The sequence below is a fragment of the Azoarcus sp. KH32C genome, from assembly GCF_000349945.1.
In the GTDB taxonomy this organism is placed as follows: Bacteria; Pseudomonadota; Gammaproteobacteria; order Burkholderiales; family Rhodocyclaceae; genus Aromatoleum.
In genome coordinates, this window is sequence record NC_020516.1 from 2,872,493 (window position 1) to 2,896,387 (window position 23,895).

General features: G+C 65.8%; 21 protein-coding genes. 11 read left to right on the plus strand and 10 right to left on the minus strand.

The genetic code is table 11. The features are described from left to right. Window positions 1-2: 2 nt before the first annotated feature. Genes AZKH_RS12560 through AZKH_RS12600 form a run of 9 tightly spaced genes read left to right on the plus strand, consistent with a single transcriptional unit; the run spans window position 3 to window position 8,610 of the window. Window positions 3-1,850, plus strand: a complete 1,848-nt coding sequence (locus AZKH_RS12560; protein WP_015436154.1) for an ABC transporter ATP-binding protein — start codon at window positions 3-5, stop codon at window positions 1,848-1,850. Beyond that, on the plus strand, window positions 1,847-2,155 hold the full coding sequence (locus AZKH_RS12565) for a (2Fe-2S)-binding protein (protein ID WP_015436155.1): 309 nt from the start codon (window positions 1,847-1,849) through the stop codon (window positions 2,153-2,155). Before AZKH_RS12560 ends, AZKH_RS12565 begins: the two co-directional genes overlap by 4 nt. Then, on the plus strand, window positions 2,137-3,513 hold the full coding sequence (locus AZKH_RS12570) for an NAD(P)/FAD-dependent oxidoreductase (protein ID WP_015436156.1): 1,377 nt from the start codon (window positions 2,137-2,139) through the stop codon (window positions 3,511-3,513). The genes AZKH_RS12565 and AZKH_RS12570 overlap by 19 nt, the downstream gene beginning before the upstream one ends. Then, entirely contained in the window at window positions 3,510-4,655 is a 1,146-nt protein-coding gene (locus tag AZKH_RS12575; RefSeq protein ID WP_015436157.1) for an FAD-binding oxidoreductase, read from the plus strand. The genes AZKH_RS12570 and AZKH_RS12575 overlap by 4 nt, the downstream gene beginning before the upstream one ends. Window positions 4,656-4,691: 36 nt before the next feature. Beyond that, window positions 4,692-5,447, plus strand: a complete 756-nt coding sequence (locus AZKH_RS12580; RefSeq protein ID WP_015436158.1) for a cupin domain-containing protein — start codon at window positions 4,692-4,694, stop codon at window positions 5,445-5,447. An 11-nt stretch (window positions 5,448-5,458) separates the two neighbouring features. Beyond that, a complete protein-coding gene (locus AZKH_RS12585; RefSeq protein ID WP_015436159.1) occupies window positions 5,459-6,115 on the plus strand; it encodes an aspartate/glutamate racemase family protein in 657 nt (218 codons plus the stop codon). Window positions 6,116-6,174: 59 nt separating this feature from the next. Next, window positions 6,175-7,167, plus strand: coding sequence for an ornithine cyclodeaminase family protein (locus tag AZKH_RS12590; RefSeq protein WP_015436160.1), 993 nt, complete (start codon window positions 6,175-6,177; stop codon window positions 7,165-7,167). Between the two features lie 33 nt (window positions 7,168-7,200). Beyond that, entirely contained in the window at window positions 7,201-8,172 is a 972-nt protein-coding gene (locus AZKH_RS12595; protein WP_015436161.1) for a threonine/serine dehydratase, read from the plus strand. 27 nt (window positions 8,173-8,199) lie between these two features. Then, window positions 8,200-8,610, plus strand: a complete 411-nt coding sequence (locus AZKH_RS12600) for a helix-turn-helix transcriptional regulator (RefSeq protein ID WP_015436162.1) — start codon at window positions 8,200-8,202, stop codon at window positions 8,608-8,610. A 315-nt stretch (window positions 8,611-8,925) separates the two neighbouring features. Here AZKH_RS12600 and AZKH_RS12605 read toward each other — a convergent pair whose 3' ends face one another. The 5 genes from AZKH_RS12605 to AZKH_RS12625 all read right to left on the minus strand — a co-directional run bounded on the left by AZKH_RS12605 (window position 8,926) and on the right by AZKH_RS12625 (window position 14,653). Beyond that, on the minus strand, window positions 8,926-9,999 hold the full coding sequence (locus AZKH_RS12605) for a PDR/VanB family oxidoreductase (RefSeq protein WP_015436164.1): 1,074 nt from the start codon (window positions 9,997-9,999) through the stop codon (window positions 8,926-8,928). Window positions 10,000-10,066: 67 nt separating this feature from the next. Then, on the minus strand, window positions 10,067-10,807 hold the full coding sequence (locus AZKH_RS12610) for a DUF4198 domain-containing protein (RefSeq protein WP_015436165.1): 741 nt from the start codon (window positions 10,805-10,807) through the stop codon (window positions 10,067-10,069). Between the two features lie 36 nt (window positions 10,808-10,843). Next, complete coding sequence (locus tag AZKH_RS12615) at window positions 10,844-11,929, minus strand: porin (RefSeq protein WP_015436166.1); 1,086 nt, start codon at window positions 11,927-11,929, stop codon at window positions 10,844-10,846. Then, on the minus strand, window positions 11,926-13,020 hold the full coding sequence (locus AZKH_RS12620; RefSeq protein ID WP_015436167.1) for a PepSY domain-containing protein: 1,095 nt from the start codon (window positions 13,018-13,020) through the stop codon (window positions 11,926-11,928). Before AZKH_RS12620 ends, AZKH_RS12615 begins: the two co-directional genes overlap by 4 nt. Before the next feature lie 142 nt (window positions 13,021-13,162). Continuing rightward, a complete protein-coding gene (locus AZKH_RS12625) occupies window positions 13,163-14,653 on the minus strand; it encodes an NAD-dependent succinate-semialdehyde dehydrogenase (protein ID WP_015436168.1) in 1,491 nt (496 codons plus the stop codon). Window positions 14,654-15,031: 378 nt separating this feature from the next. Between AZKH_RS12625 and AZKH_RS12630 the strand changes: the two genes are divergently transcribed. Next, complete coding sequence (locus AZKH_RS12630) at window positions 15,032-17,398, plus strand: GGDEF domain-containing protein (RefSeq protein WP_015436169.1); 2,367 nt, start codon at window positions 15,032-15,034, stop codon at window positions 17,396-17,398. 67 nt (window positions 17,399-17,465) lie between these two features. Here AZKH_RS12630 and AZKH_RS12635 read toward each other — a convergent pair whose 3' ends face one another. The 3 genes from AZKH_RS12635 to AZKH_RS12645 all read right to left on the minus strand — a co-directional run bounded on the left by AZKH_RS12635 (window position 17,466) and on the right by AZKH_RS12645 (window position 20,803). Further along, complete coding sequence (locus AZKH_RS12635; RefSeq protein ID WP_015436170.1) at window positions 17,466-18,176, minus strand: pirin family protein; 711 nt, start codon at window positions 18,174-18,176, stop codon at window positions 17,466-17,468. 188 nt (window positions 18,177-18,364) lie between these two features. Beyond that, window positions 18,365-20,011: a 2,3-bisphosphoglycerate-independent phosphoglycerate mutase gene (gpmI, locus tag AZKH_RS12640; RefSeq protein ID WP_041656141.1), complete on the minus strand. Its 1,647-nt coding sequence runs from the start codon at window positions 20,009-20,011 to the stop codon at window positions 18,365-18,367. Window positions 20,012-20,158: 147 nt separating this feature from the next. Beyond that, window positions 20,159-20,803 (minus strand): RluA family pseudouridine synthase, encoded by a 645-nt coding sequence (locus AZKH_RS12645; protein ID WP_015436172.1) that lies wholly within the window; start codon window positions 20,801-20,803, stop codon window positions 20,159-20,161. A gap of 127 nt (window positions 20,804-20,930) precedes the next feature. Here AZKH_RS12645 and AZKH_RS12650 point away from each other — a divergent pair, with 127 nt between their 5' ends. Continuing rightward, complete coding sequence (locus AZKH_RS12650; protein WP_015436173.1) at window positions 20,931-21,740, plus strand: ABC transporter substrate-binding protein; 810 nt, start codon at window positions 20,931-20,933, stop codon at window positions 21,738-21,740. A gap of 26 nt (window positions 21,741-21,766) precedes the next feature. On the opposite strand, the gene leuD is transcribed toward AZKH_RS12650, so the two are convergent. Beyond that, the gene (gene leuD / locus AZKH_RS12655; protein ID WP_015436174.1) at window positions 21,767-22,414 is read right to left on the minus strand and encodes a 3-isopropylmalate dehydratase small subunit; all 648 of its coding nucleotides are present in this window, start codon (window positions 22,412-22,414) and stop codon (window positions 21,767-21,769) included. A 9-nt stretch (window positions 22,415-22,423) separates the two neighbouring features. After that, the gene (gene leuC, locus AZKH_RS12660) at window positions 22,424-23,827 is read right to left on the minus strand and encodes a 3-isopropylmalate dehydratase large subunit (protein ID WP_015436175.1); all 1,404 of its coding nucleotides are present in this window, start codon (window positions 23,825-23,827) and stop codon (window positions 22,424-22,426) included. Window positions 23,828-23,895 lie beyond the last annotated feature (68 nt).

Genomic DNA, 23,895 nt, shown 5'->3' on the forward strand with positions numbered 1-23,895 from the left:
CCATGAATGAGATCGTGAAAGTCAGCGGCCTGCAGGTCGCCGCCCGCAACGCACTGGGCGAGGACGTGCCCATCGTCCATGGCGCGGACTTCGTGCTCGAGAAGGGCGAGGTGCTCGCGCTGATCGGCGAGTCCGGCTCGGGCAAGACCACCATTGCCCTGTCGCTGCTGGGTTATGCGCGCAAGGGCTGCCGCATCGTGGGCGGATCGGTGCGCATCTGCAACGTGGACGTGCTCAAGCTCGACCAGGACGAGCTCGCCGGGCTGCGCGGCCGCACCGTGTCCTACATCGCCCAGAGCGCGGCAGCGGCGTTCAATCCGTCCAAGACCATCATGGACCAGGTGATCGAGAGCGCGCTCATCCACAAGACGATGGCGCGCCGCCAGGCCGAGGCCAAGGCGGTCGGGCTGTTCCGCGAGCTCGCTCTGCCGGATCCGGAAGGGATCGGCGCGCGCTATCCGCACCAGGTCTCCGGCGGCCAGCTGCAGCGCCTGATGGCGGCGATGGCGCTCATCACCGATCCGGCGGTGGTCGTCCTTGACGAGCCGACCACGGCGCTCGACGTCACCACCCAGATCGAGGTGCTTCGCGCCTTCAAGAAGGTGGTCCGCGAGCGTGGCACCACGGCGGTCTACGTGTCCCACGACTTGGCGGTCGTCGCGCAGATGGCCGACCGCATCGTGGTGCTGCAAAACGGTCAGATCCAGGAAAACGGCCGCACCGAGCAGATCCTCTCCGCACCGGCTCACCCCTACACCCGCAGCCTGCTGGCCGCGATGGACCCCGCCTCCCGGGCCGCCGCGACCGTGAGCACACGGCAAGACCGGCAGGACGTCATCCTCGACGTGCGCGATCTCGAAGTGCGCTTCGGAAACGGAAAGGCCGGCGGCGGGAAGGTGGTCCTGCACGACATCAACCTGCAGATCCGCCGTGGTGCGACGGTGGGCGTGATCGGCGAGTCGGGCTCCGGCAAGACCACGCTGGCACGCGCCATCGCGGGCCTGGTCGCCCCGTCCGCGGGCCACGTCCTGCTCGACGGCAAGGCGCTCTCCCCGACGCTGGAAGGGCGCACGCGCGACCAGTTCCGCCGCGTGCAGTACGTGTTTCAGAACGCGGACACCGCGCTCAATCCGCAGCACTCGATCGAAGCCATCCTGTCGCGTCCGCTCAAGTTCTATCACGGCATGACGAGTGAGCAGCGGCGCAAGCGCGTGGCCGAGCTCCTCGACCTGGTGCGCCTGCCCCAGAGCGTGGCGCAGCGCCGCCCGGGCGAGCTCTCCGGCGGGCAGAAGCAGCGTATCAACCTCGCCCGCGCGCTCGCCGCCGAGCCCGACCTGATCCTGTGCGACGAGGTGACGTCGGCGCTGGACACCGTGGTCGGCGCGGCCATCCTCGAGCTGATGGCGGAGCTGCGCCGCGAGCTCAACGTGTCCTACATGTTCATCAGCCATGACCTCGGCACCGTGCGCTCCATCTGCGACGAGATCGTGGTGCTGTACGCGGGCCGCAAGGTCGAGGTGCGTCAGCGCGAGGCGAAGCAAGAGCCACCTTTCCACCCTTACTCTCACCTCCTGGACACCTCCATTCCCATGCTGCGCCGCGGCTGGCTGGAGGAGGTGACCGGACGCACGGCGGCGACGCTGCCGGCCCTTGCCGCCGGCCTCTCGCCGCAGACGGGCCTGTGCCCCTTCATCGACCGCTGTGCCCTGCGGGTGGACGGCCTGTGCAATACCACCCCCCCACCGCTGCGGCAGCTCGCGGGCGGCGGCAGCATCCTCTGCCACCGCTCCGAGGAAGAACTCGTCCGCGCCCAGGGGACACTCAAACTCGTTACAGGAGAAGCAGCATGACGGGACGATTCGTGAGACTCGCCGAAACCAGCCGCGCGCTTGTGCGCTTCGAACTAGACGGCAAGCCCGTCGAAGCCCTCGCGGGCGACACGCTGCTCGTCGCCATTCTGAGCAACGGCACGAGCGTGCGCAGCTGCGAGTTCGGCGGGGGCACGCGCGCCGGCTTCTGCCTGATGGGCGCATGCCAGGACTGCTGGGTGTGGACCGCGGCCGGCGAGCGGCTGCGCTCCTGCACCACGATGGTCGAGGAAGGCATGCAGATCGTAACCACCCAACCGGAGGCATCATGGGCCAAGGTCGCGTGATCATCGTCGGCGCCGGACCGGCCGGCGTGCGCTGCGCCGAGGCGCTGGTCGCGGCGGGGATCAGACCGATCGTGGTGGACGAAGGCCGCCGCGACGGCGGGCAGATCTACCGGCGCCAGCCGGAAGGCTTCAACCGCTCCTACCCCACGCTGTATGGGACGGAAGCCGAGCGCGCGCGCTCGCTGCACCAGACCTTCGAGTCGCTGCGCGGGTCGATCGACTATCGGCCCGAGACGCTCGCCTGGAACATCTTCGACCGGCAGTTGTACACGGTCTCGGCGGGGGTATCGAAGGCGCTGCCCTTCGACGCGCTGGTAGTGTGCTCGGGCGCGACCGACCGCCTCATGCCCGTGAAGGGCTGGCATCGCGCGGGCACCTACAGCCTGGGCGCGGCACAGATCGCGCTGAAGTCCCAGGCCTGCGCCATCGGGCGCCGGGTGGTGTTCGCCGGCACGGGCCCCCTGCTCTACCTGGTGGCGGCCCAGTACGTGAAGGCGGGCGCGCACGTGGAAGCGGTACTGGATACCTCGAGCCTGTGGAAGCGCGTGTGCGCCCTGCCCAAGCTCGCCGCCCGCCCGCGGGTGCTGGTGAACGGGCTCTCCCTCATGCGCACCCTGCGCGGCGCCGGCGTGAGGATCGTGACCGGCATCGAGCCGGTGGAAATCCACGGCTCGCCCGAAGATGGCGTATCGGGGATCACCTACCGCAGCCGGGACGGCTCGACACACCAGCTGGCGTGCGACGCGGTGGCGCTGGGCTACCACGTGCGGCCCGAGACGCAACTCGCCGACCTCGCACGTTGCGAGTTCCGCTTCGATGCCGAGACGCGCCAGTGGCTGCCCGCCGTCGACCAGGACGGCAGGAGCACCGTGCCCGGCGTGTATCTCGCCGGAGACGGCGCCCGCGTGCTCGGCGCCGACGGCGCGGAGATCGCCGGAAAGCTCGCCGCCTGGGCGCTGCTGCAGGATCTGGGCCGACCGGTGCCCGAGGCCGAGCGCGACGCCCTGCGCCGCGAACGCGGAGTGATGGACCGGTTCCGCCAAGGCCTGGTCGAAGCCTTCCCCTGGCCTGCCGAGCAGGCCGCACGCCTGCCCGACGAGGCAATCGTGTGCCGCTGCGAGGCGATCACGGCCGGAGAGCTGCGCCGGGTGGTGAACCAGATGGGCGCCTGCGAGGCCAACCGGGCCAAGGCCTTCAGCCGGGTCGGCATGGGACGTTGCCAGGGACGGTATTGCGGGCATGCGGGGGCGGAAGTCATTGCGCATGCCGCCGGCGTGCCGGTGGAACAGGTGGGGCGTCTGCGCGGCCAGGCGCCGGTGAAACCGCTCTCCATAGCGGTGCGGGAGGAAGTGGAATGAACGCGCGGAAAGCAGATGTCATCATCGTTGGCGGCGGCATCATGGGGGCCGCCACGGCTTTCTTCCTGCGCAAGCGCGGCATGTCGGTCATCCTGCTCGAGCGGGGATTGATCGGCCAGCAGGCCAGCGGCGTCAACTTCGGCAATGTGCGCCGGATGGGCCGCCCGATCGAGCAACTGCCGCTGGCAAACCGCTCGCGCGAGACCTGGCTGAAGTTCAAGGAATTGTTCGGTGACGATGTCGAACTCTTGCTGAACGGCCATCTGCGCGTCGGCTTCACGCCGGCGCACGAAGAACGGATGGCGAAGTATGCACAGGACGCGAAGGACTTCGGCCTGGATATGCAGATGATGGGCGCGAAAGCGCTGCGCGAACGCTTTCCATACCTGGGGCCGGAAATTACTGCGGGTTGCTATGCCCCCCACGACGGTCATGCGAACCCCCGTCTCGCGGCACCGATTATCGGCCGTGCAGCGGTGCGCGAAGGCGCGCAGGTGTTCGAAAACACCGAGATCGTGAGTGTCGAGAAGGATGGCGAGGACTTCCGCGTGACCGCCGCCGATGGGCGGACCTTCCGTGCGCCCGTGGCGTTGATCACCGCCGGCGCCTGGGGCGACCGCATCAGCGCCAAATTCGGCGAACCGGTGCCCATGATCGCCAAAGGGCCGCAGATGTGCGTCACCGAACCTGTGCCTTACGCCATCGGGCCGACCATTGGTGCGATGGCGGACGTGTTCGAACAAGTCGTCTTCTTCCGCCAGGTTGCGCGCGGCAACATCGTCATCGGCGGCGGCGGCCACGAACCGGTGGATCTGGAGAATCGGCGCGCCTACGTGAACCCGCACAGAACGCTGTTCAAGCTGAAGAATGCGCCGCGCGTGGTGCCGGCGTTCAATCACCTGAACATCATTCGCGTCTGGAGCGGGATCGAGGGTTACATGGAAGACAGCAGCCCGGCCATGGGGCCGAGCGCGCGCGTGCCCGGCCTGTATTACGCGTTCGGCTTCTCCGGCGAAGGCTTCCAGTTGGGACCGGGCGTGGGCGACGTGATGGCGGAACTGATCCACACCGGCGCCACGACCACCCCGATCGAGCAGTACCACATTGGCCGCTTTGCCAAGCAGGCGATGCAGGCGGCGTAGCGTTCATTCATATCCCCATCGAATCGAGAACAAACCATGTCGAATTTGCAGCAAGCAGCGGCCGTGCTGGCCAACCCGCCATCCTTCGTCGATCTGCGCCAATTTGCGCGAGACAAGAGCCTCGGCATCGTCGTGACAACTTCGGCCGGAGAGGACCGCTTCCTTTCCAGCCGCCGCATCCTGGACTGGGCACCGGGACTGGTGACGGCGGGCGTCATTACCCTCGAAGCCGGCAGCGGCTCCGTGCAGTCCCTGCCGGCGGATGAATTCATCATCGTCAACGAAGGCAGCCTAACCCTGACGCAGCAGGGCTCCACCCTGACGCTGGGGCCGAACCAGAGCGCGGTGCTCAAGCACGGCGCCGCATTCACCTGGTCCGCACAAGGCCCGGTGTCGCTGATCTTCACCCGTTACAACAAGAGCCAAGCGGGCGACGGTGCCATCGTGCCGATCCAGGAAAACCCGGAGATGGGACCGTCGGCGGGCGGACCGCTGGCCGAGCTGCTGCTCACGCCGGCGCCGGTTTGCCGCAATTACACCGACTACCGTTCGGCCGACGGCGAATTCACCTGCGGTACCTGGGACTCGACGCCCTACACCCGCCGCGCGATGTTCTTCCGCCACATGGAGCTGATGCACCTGCTGGAAGGGAGCGTGACCTTCGTCGATGAAGCGGGTCGCAGCGGCACGTTCTCGGAGGGCGACATTTTCCTCATCGAGCAGAGGGCCTCTTGCAGCTGGGAGAGCCGCGAGCAAGTGGCGAAGGTGTACGTGATCTACCGCCCGGCGTAAGAGAAATCTGAATGACCAAGCGCGTTGCCTTTGTCCATACCGTCGGTTTCCTGGTCGAGGATTTCCGGGCGCGCATTCGCGCCGATGTTCCCGCCGCCGACTGCTTTCATATCCTTAACGAAAGCCTGTTACAAGATCTGTTGCGCGGAGCACCGCAGCCGCTGGTTTACCGGCGCGTGGTCGATCAAATCGTGCTGGCGGCGCAAGCGCAGCCCGAACTGATCGTCGTCACCTGTTCATCGACGTCTCCGGCCGTGGATATCGCGCGGCGCATCGTGCAGCAGCCGATCCTGAAGATCGACGACCCGATGGCGTCGGAAGCGGCGCGCAGCGGTCCGCGCATTGGGCTGCTGTGCACGGCAAGCAGCACGGTAGAACCGAGCAGCGCACTACTGCACGCGCATGCCGCAGAGCAAGGGCGCGAGATCACGATCAAGACGGTGCTGCGCCCCGAGGCCTACCAGGCGCTGATGGCAGGCGATCGTGCGGGACACGACGCAATTCTTTATGAAGCGGCTGCCGAGCTTTCCAACGAGGTGGATGTACTGGTGCTTGCTCAGGCCTCGCTGGCGCATTTGCGCGACACGCTCGCCGCGAAACTCAAATGCCCGGTATTGGCAAGCCCGCCTTTGCTGATGCGGGAAATCGCCAGACTCTGCGCCGAATGAACCAATGGCGGTTATCGCCAATGAAATACCCCCACGACCCCTAATCCAAAAATACAGAGATGAAGACGCTGCTGCTCAAGAAAGAGGAAGTCAGCCGATTGATATCCATGAAGGAAGTCATCGGTGCGGTCGAAGAAGCCTACAAGGCCTTCAGCAGCGGCCAGGTGGATCAGCCCCCGTATATCGGGATTCATCTCCCTCCCCCGCGGGGCGAAATCGACTTCAAGCTCGGATACTACAAGGGCAATGAAGTAATCTCCATGAAGGCGTCTTCTGGAGGCTTCCCCGACAACCAGCGGCTCTACGGCGTGCCCAGCGGCATGGGGACCATTCTGCTGTTCGATGCCAGGAGCTGCGCCTTGATCTGCGTAATGGACGGAAGCCTGCTCACCGGCCTCCGGACCGGGGCATGCGGCGCCGTTTCGGTAAAGGCGCTGGCGCGGAAGAACTCCAAAAAGATCACCTCCATCGGCACCGGGAATCAAGCCAGGATGCAGATCCGGGCAATTACCGAGGTCATGAAGATCGAGGAGATCCATGCTTGGGACCACACCCAAGAGTCGCTTTCCAAATACAAAGCGGACATCGAAAACGAATTCGGCATTCCCGTGATCATGGGAGGCTCCATGAAGGAAGCTGTGGAGCAGGCCGACATCCTCATTACCACGACCCGGGGAAAAGGCTCGCTGGTGGAAGCCGACTGGGTAAAACCCGGCACACACATCGTTGCGATCGGCACGGATATGAGGGGCAAGCAGGAATTCGATCCCGAGATCTTCAGGAATGCCAAGATCGTGAATGACTCGATCGAGCAGTGCATCGATAAAGGCGAGACCTGGCATCCGTTGAATCGAGGAATCATTGCCAAGGAAGATATCCACGGAGAAATCGGCGAGATCCTGCTGGGCAGAAAAGCCGGCAGAGAAAATGATCAAGAAATCACGATCTTCGATTCGACCGGAATGGCCATCCAGGACAATACCACCTCGTACAAGATCTATCAGAACGCAATAGAAGGCAACGTTGGAACCTTCTTCGAATTCATTGCGTAATTTCGATCGAAGCCCTCCCCGGAAATAGCCACCATGCGCAACTACCCGACCATTCAGGACATTCGCGAAGCCCAGGAACGGCTGAGGCCCCACATCAAGCACACGCCGCTATTGCGTGGAGAAAAGATGGAGAAGGCCCTCGGCTGCCAGGTATGGCTCAAGCCCGAAACCCTGCAGATCACGGGCGCCTTCAAGATCCGCGGCGCGCTGAACAAGACCCTTTCGCTTCCAAGGGAAGAGATCGCCAACGGCATCATCGCCACGTCTTCGGGCAATCATGCCCAGGGGCTCGCTTACGCCGCCAGGATGCTCGGCGTAAAGGCGATATTGGTGCTTCCGGTCACCACGCCGAAGATCAAGATCGCCAATACCGAAGCCCTCGGGGCGGAAGTCATCCTTTTCGATGGCGATAACGCTGCCAGATGGAAAAGGGTGTATGAAATTGCCGAAGAAATGAATTACGCCGCGGTTCACGCTTTCGAGGACCCTCTGGTGATGGCGGGTCAGGGAACGATCGGCCTGGAGATATTGGAAGATCTGGAAGATGTGGACGCGGTGATCATTCCCATGGGCGGCGGAGGCCTTATTTCAGGAATCGCGACCGCCATCAAGGAAACGAAACCTTCGGTGCGTGTAATAGGCGCTGAGCCGGCCTTGACGCCGAAGTACTTCCACAGCAGGAAGAACAAGGAACGTACGTCGCTGCCCTTGAAGAACACCATTGCGGATGGCTTGAGACTCAGCGTTCCGGGTCGGAACCCGTTTCCCATTATCGAAAAGTACGTCGATGAAATTGTTCTCGTTGAAGACGAGCACATCATCGCGGCCATGCGCATGCTGGCCAAGGATGCGAAGTTGATCGCCGAACCCGCCGCGTCGATCGGCATTGGCGCTCTATTGGCCGGCGCCGTAAAGGTCGAAGCAGATGAAAAAGTCTGCGTGGTATTGAGCGGCGGGAACTGGGACTTGAGCGACCTTGCCGAGATATACGGAGCTGGAGAGTAAGGAGCGGTCGCGTCTGAGGAGACCGTCATGGATGCCCATCCGATCGCCTATGGCGTTTCCCACCTGAGCCCGCCTCGCCGCCGGGCACCGGACGGCGAGGAGCGCGCGGCGGCCGGCGCCGTCGCGCGGGCCAAGCAGTTCATCGAAGACAACTTCCGCGAGCCGATCAGCCTCGACGGCCTTGCCGCCCTCGTCGGCCTCACCCGCTTCAGCCTGGCCAAGCACTTCCGCCAGCGCGTCGGCGTCTCGCCCTACCGCTACGTGTGCGAGGTTCGGGTGCGTCATGCGCAACGGATGATGGCGCAGGGATTTCGGCTGACCGATGTCGCGAGCGAGGTCGGCTTTTTCGACCAGAGCCACCTTGCCCGGCATTTCAAGCGTAGCTGCGGGATGACGCCGCGGGAATACATCTCGCGCTGCCTGCACACGCGGGTCTAGTCCGGACGCGCCCCCCTTGGACTGACCGACGTCCCGGGGGATAAATCGACTCCCTTTCCCTCGGGGTGCTCCCTTCGACGCCCCGAGGTTTTTTTTGCCTGGATGTCGTCGCGTACACGAAATGTAGAGTCGATCTGTGGCAGCGCACACGCTCGCCTTCGGGCACGCCTGCTTTGATCGGCCGCTTCGGCCAGCCTGAGCATTTCCTGCACTTCGGCCTTGAGCTGGGCTTCGATCTTTTCGGCGTGCTCGTAGGAGAGCGCGCTGTGCCGATTGGCGTGGCGCAATGAATCGCCTATTCGAAGGTCCTCGCGGTCAGATGTCGAGCACGAGCTGCCCCGACTTGGCGCGCGAGACGCAGATCATGATCTTGTCACCGGCCTTGCGCTCCTTGGCGCTGAGGAATGCGTCGCGATGGTCGGGCGTGCCGGCGATGACGCCAGTCAGGCAGGTGCCGCAGACGCCCTCGCGGCACGAGGTGGCGACGTCGATGCCGTGCGCGCACAGCGCTTCGACGATGCTTCTGCCGGCAGCGACCGGGATCGTGCGCCCGGAGCGTTGCAGCTTGACTTCGAAGGCGTCGCTCGGCGCCGTCTTGGCGGCGGGGTCGGCGCTGAAGTATTCGAGGTGGATCGCGTCGGGCGGCCAGATGCCGGCCGTGACCTCGCCGATCAGATCCGTGAAGCGGCGCGGGCCGCACATATAGAGGTGGTGGCCCTGCGGGCATTTCCCGAGCAGCGGCTGCAGCAGCTCGCGCACCCGGTCGGCGGCGGGATGGTGGAAGTTCACTTTGTCGGCGTACGGCTCGGACGAGAGCACCTCATGGAACGCGGTCTCCGCGATCGAGCGCGTGAAGTAATGCAGCTCGTACGAGGCGCCGCGAGCCTGCAGCTCCTGTGCCATCGCCAGTAGCGGCGTGATCCCGATGCCGCCGGCGATCAGCACGTAATGGCGGGCTCCGTCGACGAGCTCGAAGTGGTTGCGCGGACCGCTGATGGCGAGCGTGTCGCCGACGCTCACGCGCTGGTGCATTGCGCGCGAGCCGCCGCGCGAGTCGGGCGCGTTCTTGACCGCGATGCGGTACGTGTCGCGCGCGCCCGGCGCGCCGCACAGCGAGTACTGGCGCACGGTCTCGTCGTCGATCCGCACGTCGATGTGCGCGCCGGCGCTCCAGGCGGGCAGCGTAGAGCCGTCGGCGCTCACGAGCTCGAACGACTTGATGTCGGCGGCCTCGTCGACGATGCGCCGCACGCGCACCGTCAGCGCCGCGACGGGAGTCTGCACCGGGCGGCGGCCGCGCAGCGACCTGCGGACCGCGGTCCAGGCGAGCACGATTAGCATGGGAATCGCGAGCGTGGCAATGAGCTGCAAAAGCAGGGAGGTATTCATCTCAATCTCCGTGCGCCTGGTCGCGCAACGGCGCAAAGCGCCGTGCGCGTGACAGCGGGCTAGTGAATTACTCGGGCAGGTGGGGCAGCACGAACGACAGCGTCGCCAGGTGTTCGTCGTGGTTCGTCTTCGCAGGATTCGCAGGGGGCGTGGCGAGCGTTGCCGTGACGACGTTGAGGCCCTGGTTGCGCACCCTGATCGTCGCGATGCCGTCGGCGCCGGTTTTCAGCGGTTCGGAATCGGGGTCGGTGACGTAGTCGGGCTGCACGCTGGCGCCCTGCACGGGTTTGCCTTCATACAGCACCCGAACCGTGAGCGCCTGGCCCATCTTGTCCGGCAGTTCCTTCACGAGCGGCACGATCTGCAGCTTGTGGGCGGGCAGTACGGGCGTTGCCACGTCCAGCCGACGCAGGTGCACCGTGTACTTGACGGTGTGCTCGCTGATCGTCGCATCGGGCACCTCGTCCTTGCCCTTGTTGTGCCACTTGCCGTCGGGCGTCTTGCACCACGGGCCGTTGTCCAGGATTGCGGCGACGACGGCCGGCTTGTTGTCGGTGTTCACCACGAGCAGCGGGCCGCTGGGCGCCAACTGCGTCGGCACCTCCTTGCCGTCTTGGTCGTAAGCCGCGACGGTCTTCACCTTGGGCAGACGCTTCACCGCGTCCAGATCGTCAGCGCCGACTCCGTAGATCAGCGCGAGCTGGTTGGAACGCTGCGCGAACCAGATGCCATGGGCCTGCGCCACGGTCGTGGTGCCGAAGCCCGCAATCACGCTCGCCACGAGCGCAAGTTTGCCGAAAGTCTTCATTTTTATCTCCTATCCTCTATTGGGGGAACATCACATTTAGAAGTTGTGCCTGATGCCGAAGTCGAATCCGTTGGAGGACTTGCCCGGAGCCGTCACGGCGCCGTTCAGGGCCGAGGCAGACGCGCCTTCATTGGTCACGTGAGCGGCGGCCGTATACAGGGCAGTGCGCTTCGACAACGGATAGACATAACCAAGCGCCCACTTCTTGGCCGCCGGGCTGCCTGCCGCATCAGTGCCGTAACGCGAGTACGCAACGCGGATGGCTCCGACGCCGGCGGGGATCCGCGCGCCCACCAGCCAGCCCCTGGCGTTGACCGGACCCTTCTCGTCCCATTCGTACATGCCCATGACCTGGACCACACCGAAGTCATAACTCGCGCCTGCGTTGTTCTGCCGGACGTTGCCCACTGCGTAGAAGGTCCTGCCGACTGCGCCCGACATCGTCAAATTGCCGGTCGAGTAGATGGCGCGGAGGCCATAGCCGTTGCCGTCCTTGGAGGTTTCGGTACCACTGGGGTTTTCGCCCATGTAGTACATGGCGTGGAACTGGAAGCCGGAGCCGCTGAATCCGCCGGGTCCGTATCCGACCGCGGCGGCGTTGAAGCCATGGCCGTAGAGGTACGAGATGCTGTTGGAGGCGCGGACCAGGGTCGGGCCGGTGATCGCGGAATTCAACACCTGGCTGCCTCCGCTGCCGCTGAGGTCGAATGGATCGAAGTCGGCCATGTTCAAGTACTGCGGCACGAAGTCGCGGCCGAGGCGAATCTCACCCCAGTCGCCTCCCACGCTGATGTGCGAACGGCGGTTGAACGTGAAGCCCCCACCGCCCACAACACCGGTGGGCTGGTTGTTGGTGTTGGTGGATTGGCCAGTGCCGGTGTCGGCGTTGAAGCCGCTTTCAAGCCAGAATCCGGCCTTGAGGCCGCTGCCAATATCCTCTGTGCCTTTGAAGGCGATCCTGGAAGCGGCAAGGTAGCCGTTGGCCAGTTGGCTCTCGTTCGAAATGCTGCCAGTACCACGTGCGACGGCGAGGTCTACGGCACCGAACACGGAGACGTTGGATTGAGCGAAAGCGGTGCCGGCGAGCGAGGCCGCGAGGACCGCGGGTACGAGTGTTTTCATTGCGCTTGAATTCCCTTGCATTCGACGTGTTTCCGAGAGGCAGTCTGCGTTTTCGCTTTCATCCGGAAGCGTTGCACCGCACCCGTCAAGGCCAGCCCGGCGAGCGCCAGCGCGAACAGGGTCCACAACACGCGCGCCACGAGCGCGCCCGCCAGGCCCGGGGTGCCGGGCAGCGTGCCAAGGTGCAGCGGGTAGACGACGTTGAGATAGCGCACGCTCAGCGGCTGCTCGGCGGCGCGCACGACGCGTAGCACCGAGGCGTCGGATGCGCTCACGAACACGTTGTTGAGACCGATGGGATGCCACTCGTCGCCGCGCATCCGGATGCGCACCTGACCGTTGCGGGGCGGGTAGATGCGAATGGGGCGCGCCTGCGGCAGCGCTGACACAGCGGCGACGAGGGCCTGGCCCAGGGTTGCCGTCTGCGGCCCGCTCGCAGCTGGTGCCGCCACGCCGGGTGCAGCGGCCGTCTGACCCGGCCAGGCCGACATCGCTGCACTCGCCCATTCCGGTGAGCGCAGCACGAAGCCGGTCACCAGCATCATCGCCACCGGCAACACGAAGACCGGGCCGATCACGCGATGCACGCGCCGCCACGGCGTGGCCGGCGGCAGGTGACGCATGCGCAACCAGACCCGCAGCCCCATCGCAACCAGCACCAAGGCGATCAGCGCGATCGCACGCAGCACCCAGGGGCCGACGTCAGCAAGCAGCAAGCGTTCGTGCAGGCCGTACAGCAGCGTTCTCGCCTGGCTGCTGTCCGGCCGCAATTCGCCTGCCGTGCCATGCACGACATCGATGTCGGCCCAGCCACTTTCGTTGGAACTCGAGGCGAGCAGGCGCACGCTCACAGGCGCCTGCGCGTCAGGCGGCAAGTTCACGTACTCGATTTTCGCCGCCGGATATTGGCGCGCCAGTGCGGCCAGGCCCTGGTCCACTGCCGAGGCCCAAGCCTGCACCGCAGGGGGACTCTCCTGCTGCGCCGGCAGCGGCTGCATCCACAACAGGACCGCGCCACCCAGGGCCTGAATCGCGAGCAGCGGAGCGAGGATCCAACCGAGGCGGCCATGCCATTGGTAAGAGAACTTCATACGACCTCCTGTTCATGGCTGACGGGGTTGCTCGGACGGTTACGAACTTTTCTTATGTAGTGCATCTATGTCTCCTCTTACCCGATGGAGGGGTGTGGTTATGACGCCGCGCCGGTCCCCACCGCCCGACACGGTGCGGGAATCACCGCTTCAGGTTGCCCTGGCAGACGTATTTCGTATGCATGTACTCGTCGAGGCCGTAACGGGAGCCCTCCCGCCCGTAGCCGGAATCCTTGACCCCGCCGAAGGGCGCAGCCTCGGACGCGAACGCGCCCTCGTTGACCGCGACGATGCCGGACTCCAGTGCGGCGGCGACGCGCCACACCCGATCGATGTCATTGGAGTAGAAGTACGAGGCGAGGCCGTAGGGGGTGGCGTTGGCGATCTCGATCACCTCCGCTTCGCTACCGAAGCGGAACACCGGCACCACGGGGCCGAAGGTCTCCTCATGCGCGAGCGCCATCTCGGTGGTCGCCCCCGTGATGAGCGCCGGCGAGACGAAGTTCGGTCCGAGCTGCCCGAGCCCGCGGGTGCTTCCGAATACGAGCCGGCCCCCCTTGTCGAGGGCGTCCTCGATGTGGCGCAGGATCTTGTCGACGGCGCGTGCGTTGATCATCGGACCGATGAGCGCGTCGGGACGGGTGGCGGGGCCCACCGTGAGCTTGGCCATGCGTTCGGCGAGCTTGGCGACGAATGCGTCGTGCACCGCCCCGTGCACGAACACCCGGTTCGGACTGACGCACGTCTGCCCGCCGTTGCGGAACTTGGCGGTCATCAGTCCGGCCACGGCGGCGTCGAGGTCGGCGTCCTCGAACACGATGAACGGCGCATTGCCGCCGAGCTCGAGCGAGAGTTTCTTCAGGGTATCGGCCGATTCGCGCGCGAGATGCTTTCCAACGGGCGTCGAGCCGGTGAAGGTGATCTTGCGCACGCGTGGATCCTTGAGCCATTGGCCCACGACCGCGGGCGTGGTCTCGCGCGATGCGGTGACGATATTGAGGGTCCCCGCCGGCAGCCCCGCCTCCTGGGCGAGCCGCAGCAGCGCGAGCGAGGTGAGCGGCGTGTCCTCGGCGGGCTTGCACACCACCGTGCAGCCCGCGGCAAGTGCGGGCGCGATCTTGCGGGCGATCATTGCCGCCGGGAAGTTCCACGGCGTCACTGCCGCCACGACCCCGACCGGCTCCTTGACCACCGTCATGCGGCGCCCGTCCACCGGCGCCGGGATCACGTCGCCGTAGGCGCGCACGGCCTCCTCGGCGAACCATTCCACGTAGCTCGCGGCATACAGCACCTCGCCGCGGGCCTCGGCAAGCGGCTTGCCCTGCTCGCGCGAGATGATGCGGGCGAGATCTTCCTGGTGCTCGACGATCGAGGCATGCCAGCGCTTGATGAGCTGTGCGCGCTGGCGTGCGGGGGCGTCGCGCCAGGCGGGAAACGCGGCACTGGCGGCGTCCACTGCCGCTTTCGCATCCGCCCCGCTGCTGTCGACCACCGGCACGATGACGCTGTCGTCGGCCGGATCGACGACAGCGAAGGTCCTGCCGTCCGCCCCCTCGCACCAATGTCCTCCGATGAAGTTCCGGGACTGGATAAGGTCGTCACGCGCCGGCGTGAGGGTCAAGGTCGAAGTCATGGCGCATCCTCTGCATTGGGTTGGGCGAGCGGTATTCGTCGCCGCACGAGCGGCCACCTACCGGATGCACATAGATTAGGGATGGATGGACGGACGATGGTCGCGTCGGCAAGGGCGCGGACGGCAGCAAATGGCGAATTCGATCGCCTGACGAAACTTTCTGCGGCAAGGGGCGAAACGCTGCTGCCGGAGCGGTTCCACCCCGCCCGGCGCTCCGCCTCCATGTCTCTCAACCTTTTGCGGAGCAAGGGTCTAATGTAAGAAAGGCACGAGCTGCCGCATCACGAGGCCATGAGGAAAGCCAGCATGGGGGATCGAATTCGAGGGCGGGACGCGCCCATTGATGAGGGACCGCTGAGGCGGGGCAACGGCCTCGCCGTGCTGCGCTGCGTTACCTCGCTCATCGCCACGGCGAGCGACGAACGATCGCTACTGGAACAGGTGTGCAAGGCGGTCGTCGACGCTGCCGGCTATCGCTGCGCCTGGATCGGGTACGTCGATGAGGGACACGCAACGCTGCGACCGGCGGTGGCCTGGGGCTCGGGTCGCCTTGCCGACGGTCAGTTGAGCGTCATGACGGAGGGCGGCGAACAGCCTCCCGGGACCCTTTCGGCGCAAGGGACGCAGGTGCCGGCTGAGGCGGCGGTGCGCCTTCCTGCGCTCGATGCGCGAGCGGCGTGCACTTCGCTGCAGGGCGCCGACGGAGAACTGCTGGCGGTGATTCCGTTGTGTGCCGGCTCGAACCCGCTGGGCGTGCTGCTGGTTCAGGAGGCCGGCATTCCCACGCTCGACGACGCGGAACTTGCCCTGCTGCGCGAGGCAGGCCGCGTCCTCGCGTACGGTATCGCTGCCTTGCGCTCCGCAGCCGAGCGCGCCCGAGCGGAGGCAGAGCTCGCGAGAATCGACCGCGCCCGGCGTACGCTGAGCGCGGGCAACCGCGCCCTGGTCCGCGCGACCGCGGAGCAGGTGCTCCTCGATGAAGTCTGCCGCATCAGCGTCGAAGAGGGCGGATATCGGGATGCCTGGGTGGCGTACCTGCGCCACGACGAGGACAAGAGCGTGGAGGTGATGGCCCAGTTCGGCGTCGATCGCGCCTACCTGGAGGGCCTGCGATGCAGCTGGGGGCCCAGCACGTCAGGCCGCGGGGCGGTGGGCATCGCCATCCGGACCGGACGCCCCAGCATCGGCCGCAACATCGCGGAAGACCCCGATCTCGCGCCTTGGCGTGACGAGGCGCTGCGCCGGGGCATCGCCGCGGTCAGCGCCTTTCCGCTGCGCGTGGACGGGGCGGTCATCGGGACCCTCGGATTGCACGCGAGCGACCCGGACGCCTTCAACCAGGCAGAGGAGGAATTGCTGAGCGAGCTCGCGGACGACCTTGCCTTCGGGATCGAGACCCTGCGCACGCGTGCGCGCTCCCGCGAGGCCGAGGCAGCGATCAAACGCCTGGCCGAGCAGGACGCCCTCACGGGGCTGCCCAACCGCTGGCGGCTGCGCAAGCGGCTGGACGACGAGATTGCCTCCTCGAAGCGTACGCACCGCTCGCTGGCGCTGCTTATGGTGGGTATCGACCAGTTTCAGGAGGTGAACGAGACGCTGGGCTACGAGCAGGGCGACGTCGTCCTGTCCGAGATTGCTGCGCGCCTGGCGCGTATCGCCGGCGACTGCGCGAACATCGCGCGCATGGGTGAAGCCGAGTTCGCCATCCTGCTGCCGGACGGCGACGCGGCGAGCGCCGCACGAACGGGCCAGCGCATCCTCACGGCACTCCTCGAACCGGTGGAGGCCGGCGACGTCTTGCTGGATGCCAGCGGCAGCATCGGGATCGCCGTTTTCCCCGGGCACGGCTCGGAACCGGATGCACTTATCCGGCGCGCCAACGTGGCCATGCAGCAGGCGCGCCAGCAGGGCCAAAGGATGGCGCTCTACACCGGCGGACAGGACAAGGAGTGCGCGCGGCGGCTGGCGCTCATCGGCGACCTGCACCGGGCCATCGAAAGGAACGAACTGCGGCTCTACTGCCAGCCGAAGGTGCGCATCGCGGGTGGGGAAACCTGCGGCGCCGAAGCGCTGGTACGCTGGGAGCACCCACGGCTGGGCCTGATCCAGCCCAGCGAGTTCATCGCGCTGGCCGAGCGCACCGGCCTCATCAGTCCGCTTACCGACTGGGTCATGCGGGCGGCCTTCCGCCAGGGCTATATGTGGCGCGATGCAGGGGTGCGTGTGCCGCTGGCGGTCAACGTCTCGGCCCGCGACCTGCGCGATCCACGCCTCGTCGAGCGCGTGAGCTACCTGATGGCCACGTGGGGGGGTGAGCCCGATGCGGTGCAGTTCGAGCTCACAGAGAGTGCGCTGATGCACGATCCGCACGGTTGCCTGGAGAGCATGCGGCGCCTCAAAGACCTCGGCATCAAGCTCTTCATCGACGACTTCGGCACCGGTTATTCATCGCTGGCCTACCTCCAGAAGTTTCCGGTCGACGCCATCAAGATCGACCAGAGCTTCGTCCGCGACATGCTTTCGGATACCGACTCGGCGGTGATCGTGCGCTCCACGATCGATCTGGCCCACGACCTGGACCTGGAAGTCGTGGCCGAAGGCGTCGAAGACCGCCAGAGGTGGGACCATCTGGCCGAAGAAGGCTGCGATATCGCGCAGGGCTATTTCGTAAGCCAGCCCCTCCCGGCCGACACCTACCTCGCCTGGCGCGCTGACGCGACGATCGTCAAAGGACCGCTGCAGTAGATGCACCTGCTGGAGGGCGCGGTCACGCTCGGAGACGAGCGCGGCCCGCGCGTCCGGATCCTTGCGGCTAAACGTTATTCCCGGACATATCGAAGACGAGGACTTCCGCGGAATGCGCGTCGTCGAGGACGATCGACGATTCGCCGTCGAGCGCCGCCCCGTCGCCCGTGCCGAGACGCTGGCCGTTGAGCGTGACCTCGCCGCGGGCGACCTGCACCCACGCGATACGCCCCGCGGCGAGTCCGTGTTCCACGCTCTGGCCGCCGTCGAGCAGCGTCGAGTACAGGCGCACGTCCTGATGAACCGTCACCGAGCCGTCACTGCCATCCGGGCTCGCGATCAGACGCAGACGCCCGTTGCGCTCGTCACTCGGGAAATTGCGCTGTTCGTATCCGGGTTTGAGACCGCGTGCGGCGGGGATGATCCAGATCTGCAGGAAGTGGACCGGGTCGGAGCCCGAGTGGTTGTATTCGCTGTGGCTGATGCCGGTGCCGGCAGTCATGCGCTGCACGTCCCCTGGCCGGATCACCGAGCCCGTGCCGATACTGTCCTTGTGCTCGAGCGCGCCCTCCAGCACATAGGAAATGATCTCCATGTCGCGGTGGCTGTGCGTCGGAAAGCCCTCGCCGGGAATGACGCGGTCTTCGTTGATGACGCGCAAGGGGCCGAAGCCCATGTGCTTGGCGTCGTAATAGTGCCCGAACGAGAAGCTGTGCTTCGAATTCAGCCAGTCGAAATCGGCCACGCCGCGCTCGTTTGCCCTTCTGATCGTGATCATTTTGAAGCTCCTTGTGAGTGTCCGTGGGGATCACTGTAGGAGCGTTCAGGTGGGCGAAAAACCACCCCCGTCGCGATTCACTGTTGCATCATGGGCAACAATTGATGCGAAGGGCTGGGATTGAACGGGCAACAATCAAACTCGGCCAGGGAGAGGATGGCAATCCGCCCCCTGGCGTTCGGAAGGAATCAGCCCTGCTTCACTTCCAGCAGGCTGTCATCCCATTTCTCGTGCTTCTCGAGACCCACGAGATTCGCCGTCGTGGCCGCGATGTTCGACAGGCCGGCCTTGGCGTCCGCCTTGAGCCCCAGCTTGCCGCCACTCACGTTGTCGTAGAGGATCAGCGGAACCGGGTTCAGCGTGTGCGCCGTCTTGGCCTTGTAGGAGCCGTCCGGGTTGGTCGCCGGCTGCTTGGTCTTCTTGTCGAGCTCGTACATCTCGTCGGCGTTACCGTGGTCGGCCGTGATCAGGGCCACACCGCCGGCCGCGTCGATCGCGGGCAGCAGGCGCGCGAGCTGCAGATCGACCGCTTCGATCGCCATCGTCGCCGCGCGGAAGTTGCCCGAGTGTCCGACCATGTCGCCGTTGGCGTAGTTGCAGCGCAGGACCTTGTACTTGCCGCTTTGGACGGCCGCGATCATCGCGTCGGTGATCTCGGCCGCCTTCATCCACGGACGCTGCTCGAAGGGTACGACGTCGCTCGGCACCTCCTGGTAGGTCTCGCCGTCGAACTTGCTCGAACGGTTGCCGTTCCAGAAGTAGGTGACGTGGCCGAACTTCTGCGTTTCCGAGCACGCGAACTGGGCGATGCCGGCCTTCGAGAACCACTCGCCCATCGTGTCGCGGATCGCCGGCGGCGCGACGAGGAAGCGCTTCGGCAGCTTCAGGTCGCCGTCGTACTGCAGCATGCCAGCGTAGGTCACCTTCGGCGTGCGGACGCGGTCGAACTTGTCGAAATCGGCTTCCTCGAAGGCGCGCGTGATCTCGATCGCGCGGTCGCCGCGGAAGTTGAAGAAGACGACCGAATCACCGTCCTCGATCGTGCCGACGGGCTTGCCGCCTTCCGCGATCACGAAGGGCGGCAGATCCTGGTCGATGGTGCCGGGGAAGCGCTTGCGCAGTTCGACGACGGCGGCCGACGCGCTGGCGAACTGGTCGCCTTCGCCGAGCACGTGCACGTGCCAGCCCTTCTCGACCATCTTCCAGTTGGCGTCGTAGCGGTCCATCGTAATGTTCTGGCGGCCGCCGCCCGAGGCGATGCGGGCGTCGAAACCGCCGGTGCTGAGCTCAGCGAGGAAGGCTTCGAAGGGTTCGACGTATTCGAGCGCGCTGGTTTCCGGCACGTCGCGGCCGTCGAGCAGTGCGTGGATGCGCACCGTCTTGACGCCCTCCTCCTTCGCCTTCGCCACCATCGCCTTCAGGTGGTCGATGTGGCTATGGACGTTGCCGTCGGAGAACAGGCCGAGGAAATGGACGACGCCGCGACCGGCTTTGGCGCCGGCGACGATCTGCTGCCAGGCTTCGCCTTGCCAGATTTCGCCTGAGGAGATCGCGCTCGACACGAGCGCCGCGCCCTGACTATAGACCTGACCGGCGCCGATGGCGTTGTGGCCGACTTCCGAGTTCCCCATGTCTTCGTCCGAAGGCATGCCGACAGCCGTGCCATGCGCGCGGAGCGCGATGTTCGGGTACTCGGCGAACAGCCGGTCGAGGGTCGGCTTCGTGGCCGCCGCGATGGCGCTGCCCAGATCGGACTTCGGAATGCCGTAGCCATCCATGACGATGATGACGACAGGCCCTTTAACTCCGGGAAAAGAGGAAAGTTTTTGCAGCACTTTTTGGCCCTAGGGGGAAAGAAAAAGTCGGAAAAATCTGAAACAAGCCGCGAAGGGGCTCAAGTATCGGGGCCCGGCGTGGCGGGGTCAATCCGCGGCCCGCACACCAATTGTTTCAACGCGCCACTCCTCGCAAGCGCCATTCCCTCAGAACGGGACAACGCTTTCGAAAGTCATGGGCACCCGCCGCTCGGGGTGGATGAACGCGATCGCCGTGGCGTGCAGATGCATGCGGGCATGGCGCGCCGCGCTGTCCGGCGGCGCGTAGAGCACGTCGCCGAGGATGGGATGGCCCAGCGACATCAGGTGCACGCGCAACTGGTGCGTCCGGCCGGTGACGGGCTTGAGCTCCATGCGCGAGACGGCCTCGGCGCCCTCCCCGCTGCGGGCAACGACGCGATACCGGGTCAGCGCGCGGCGGCCGTTCACCGGGTCGACGATCTGGCGCGGATTGTTGTCGGGGTCCGCCGCGAGAGGCAGATCGATCTCGCCGCTGTCGCTCGCGACGTGGCCGTGGACCGAAGCGACGTAGCGCTTGCCGACGGTCCGCTGGGCGAAGGCTGCGTTCATCCGGCGCAACATTTCGGCGCCGCGGGCGAGCAGGATCAGCCCGGAGGTCGCCATGTCGAGCCGGTGCACGAGCAAGGCATCGTCGTAGAGCGCCTGCACCCGCGCTTCGAGGCAGTCCTGCCGGTCGTCGCCGCGGGCGGGCTGTGAGAGCAGGCCGGCCGGCTTGTCGGCCACGACGATCGCGTCGTCGGCGTAGAGGATGGCGGGAGCGAGATGCGGCACTGTCGGGAAAGGATAAGAGGCTTACGCGGCCAAGCCTTTTATCAAGAATCCGCCGCGGCGGCAAACGGAAAATTCCCCGACTTTGCCGGCACAATAAGGCCCCCAACCCTTTGCATGCCGAGTACTCATGTCCCGACTGCCCCAACGCATCGTCTGCCTCAGCACCGAAACCGTCGAGGTTCTCTATGCGCTCGGCGAAGCGCATCGCATCGTCGGGATTTCCGGCTACACCGTGATCCCGCCCGAGGCCCGCAAGGAAAAGCCGAAGGTGTTCGCGTTCTCAACCGGTGATCTCGAACGGATCCTCGCAGTCCAGCCCGACCTGGTGCTGTGCTTCTGCGACCTGCAGGCCGACATCGCACGCGACCTCGTCAAGGCCGGCGTCCCGGTACACGTCTTCAACCAGCGCAGCGTCGAAGACATCCTCGCGATGATCGAGACGGTCGGGCGCCTCGTCGGCGCGGAGGAACGGGCGCAAGCGCTGGTCGGCGAGCTCGAAGCCGTGATCGCCGCCACACGCGCCGCGGCGGCCCGCCTTCCCCATCGGCCGCGCGTGTACTTCGAGGAATGGGACGAGCCTGCGATCTCCGGCATCCGTTGGGTGTCGGAATTGATCGGGATCGCGGGCGGCGAAGACGTCTTCGGCGAACTCGCGGCCCGACCGTCCGCACGCGACCGAATCCTTCCCGATCCTTTGGAGGCCGCCCGCCGATGCCCCGACCTCATCATCGGATCCTGGTGCGGCAAACGCTTCCGGCCCGAAAAAGTTGTGGCACGGCCGGGCTGGGAGGATGTGCCCGCCGTGCGCGACGGGCACATCCACGAGCTCAAGTCGGCGATCATCCTCGCCCCCGGCCCGGTCGCGATCCGCGAGGGGCTACCCGCGCTGGCAAAGCTGATCGCGGATTGGGCGAAGGGGCCGGGAGCGGGCACTTAGCAGATCCTTTTCCCGCTCGCTACCTGTTACTCCACGCGCTTGCCCAGCCAGGGCGAGCTGGCGAGGTGCCCCCGTTCGAAGGCGGCGATTTCCGCCGCATGGAGCAGCGTCTCGCCGATGTCGTCGAGCCCGTTGAGCAGCCGGTCCCGGCGGAAGGGATCGATGTCGAACGTAATCGCCTCGCCCGACGGCGTCACGACAACCTGCTTCTCCAGGTCGACCGTCAGGCGATAGCCCTCGGTCGCCGCGACTTCGTCGAACAGGCGGTCGATCACGTCGCTCGGCAGCGTGATCGGCAGCAGGCCGTTCTTGAAGCAGTTGTTGAAGAAGATGTCGGCGAAGCTGGTCCCGACCAGTGCGCGGATGCCGTACTGCTCGAGCGCCCACGGCGCATGCTCGCGTGACGAGCCGCAGCCGAAGTTCTCGCGCGTGAGCAGGATGCTCGCCCCTTCGTAGCGCGGCCGGTTCAGCTCGAAATCCGGATTGAGCTTGCGGCTCGCCGGGTCGATGCCGATGTAGCCCGCATCGAGGTAGCGCCATTCGTCGAAGCAATGCGGCCCGAATCCGGAGCGGTGGATGGACTTCAGGAACTGCTTCGGGATGATCGCATCCGTGTCGACGTTTTCCCGGTCGAGCGGCGCGACGAGGCCGTTCAGGACGGTGAATTTGTTCATATCTTTTCCTCAGTTCAATTCGCGGACGTCAACGAAACGGCCAGCGACCGCAGCGGCGGCCGCCATTTCGGGGCTCACGAGGTGCGTTCGGCCCCCCGCGCCCTGACGCCCTTCGAAGTTACGGTTCGACGTCGAGGCACAGCGCTCGCCGGCACCGAGGCGGTCGTTGTTCATCCCCAGGCACATCGAACAGCCCGGCTCGCGCCACTCGAAGCCCGCTCGCACGAAGATCCGGTCCAGCCCCTCCCGCTCGGCCTGCTCCTTCACGAGTCCCGACCCGGGCACGACGATCGCGAGCTTCACGTTGACCGCGACGCTGCGCCCTTCGACGACCTTGGCCGCGGCGCGCAGGTCTTCGATGCGCGAATTGGTACAGGAGCCGATGAAGACCTTGTCGATGGGGACGTCCGTGATCGGCGTCAGCGGTTCGAGGCCCATGTAGGCGAGTGCGCGCTCGATCGCGTCGCGCTTGACCGGGTCGCTCTCAGCAGACGGATCCGGCGTGCGACCGCCCACGGGGATCACCATCTCCGGCGACGTGCCCCAGGTGACCTGCGGCGCGATATCCGCCGCGTCGATCTCGACCATCCGGTCGAAGACCGCGTCGGGATCGGAACGCAGCGTCTTCCACGCTTCGACCGCCTCATCCCATTTGTTGCTGCACGGCGCGTAGGGACGCCCCTTGAGGTAGTCGATCGTCGTGTCGTCGACCGCAACGAGACCCGCCCGCGCGCCGGCCTCGATCGCCATGTTGCAGACCGTCATCCGGCCTTCCACCGACATCTCGCGGAACACGCTGCCGGCGAATTCGATCGTGTGTCCGGTGCCGCCCGCGGTGCCAATGCGGCCGATGATGTGCAGCGCGACATCCTTGGGCGTGACGCCTGCCGCGAGCCGGCCCTCGACGCGGACCAGCATGTTGCGCGATTTCTTCATCACCATGCACTGCGTCGCGAGCACATGCTCGACGTCCGACGTGCCGATCCCGAAGGCCAAGGCGCCGAACGCGCCGTGCGTGCTGGTGTGCGAATCGCCGCAAACGATGGTCATGCCCGGCAGCGTCGCCCCCTGCTCCGGTCCGATGACGTGCACGATGCCTTGGCGCTTGTCGTCGAGGCCGAAGAGCGTCACCGCATGCTCCTTGCAGTTCTCGATCAGCGTGTTGACCTGCAGCGCTGCGATCTCGTCCTCGATGCCCTTCACGCGGTCCTTGGTCGGCACGTTGTGGTCCGGCGTCGCGACGATGCTACTGATGCGCCACGGCTTGCGGCCGGCGAGCTTCAGGCCCTCGAAGGCCTGCGGGCTCGTGACCTCGTGCATGATGTGGCGGTCGATGTAGATCAGGCTGCTGCCGTCGTCGCCCTGCCTGACGACGTGCGCGTCCCAGATCTTGTCATAGAGTGTCTTTCCCATCGCGTCCTGGCTCCTGGTCGTTTAACCGCAGGGGCCATGGTCGCAAAGCGCGGCGAGGCTGAAAAACG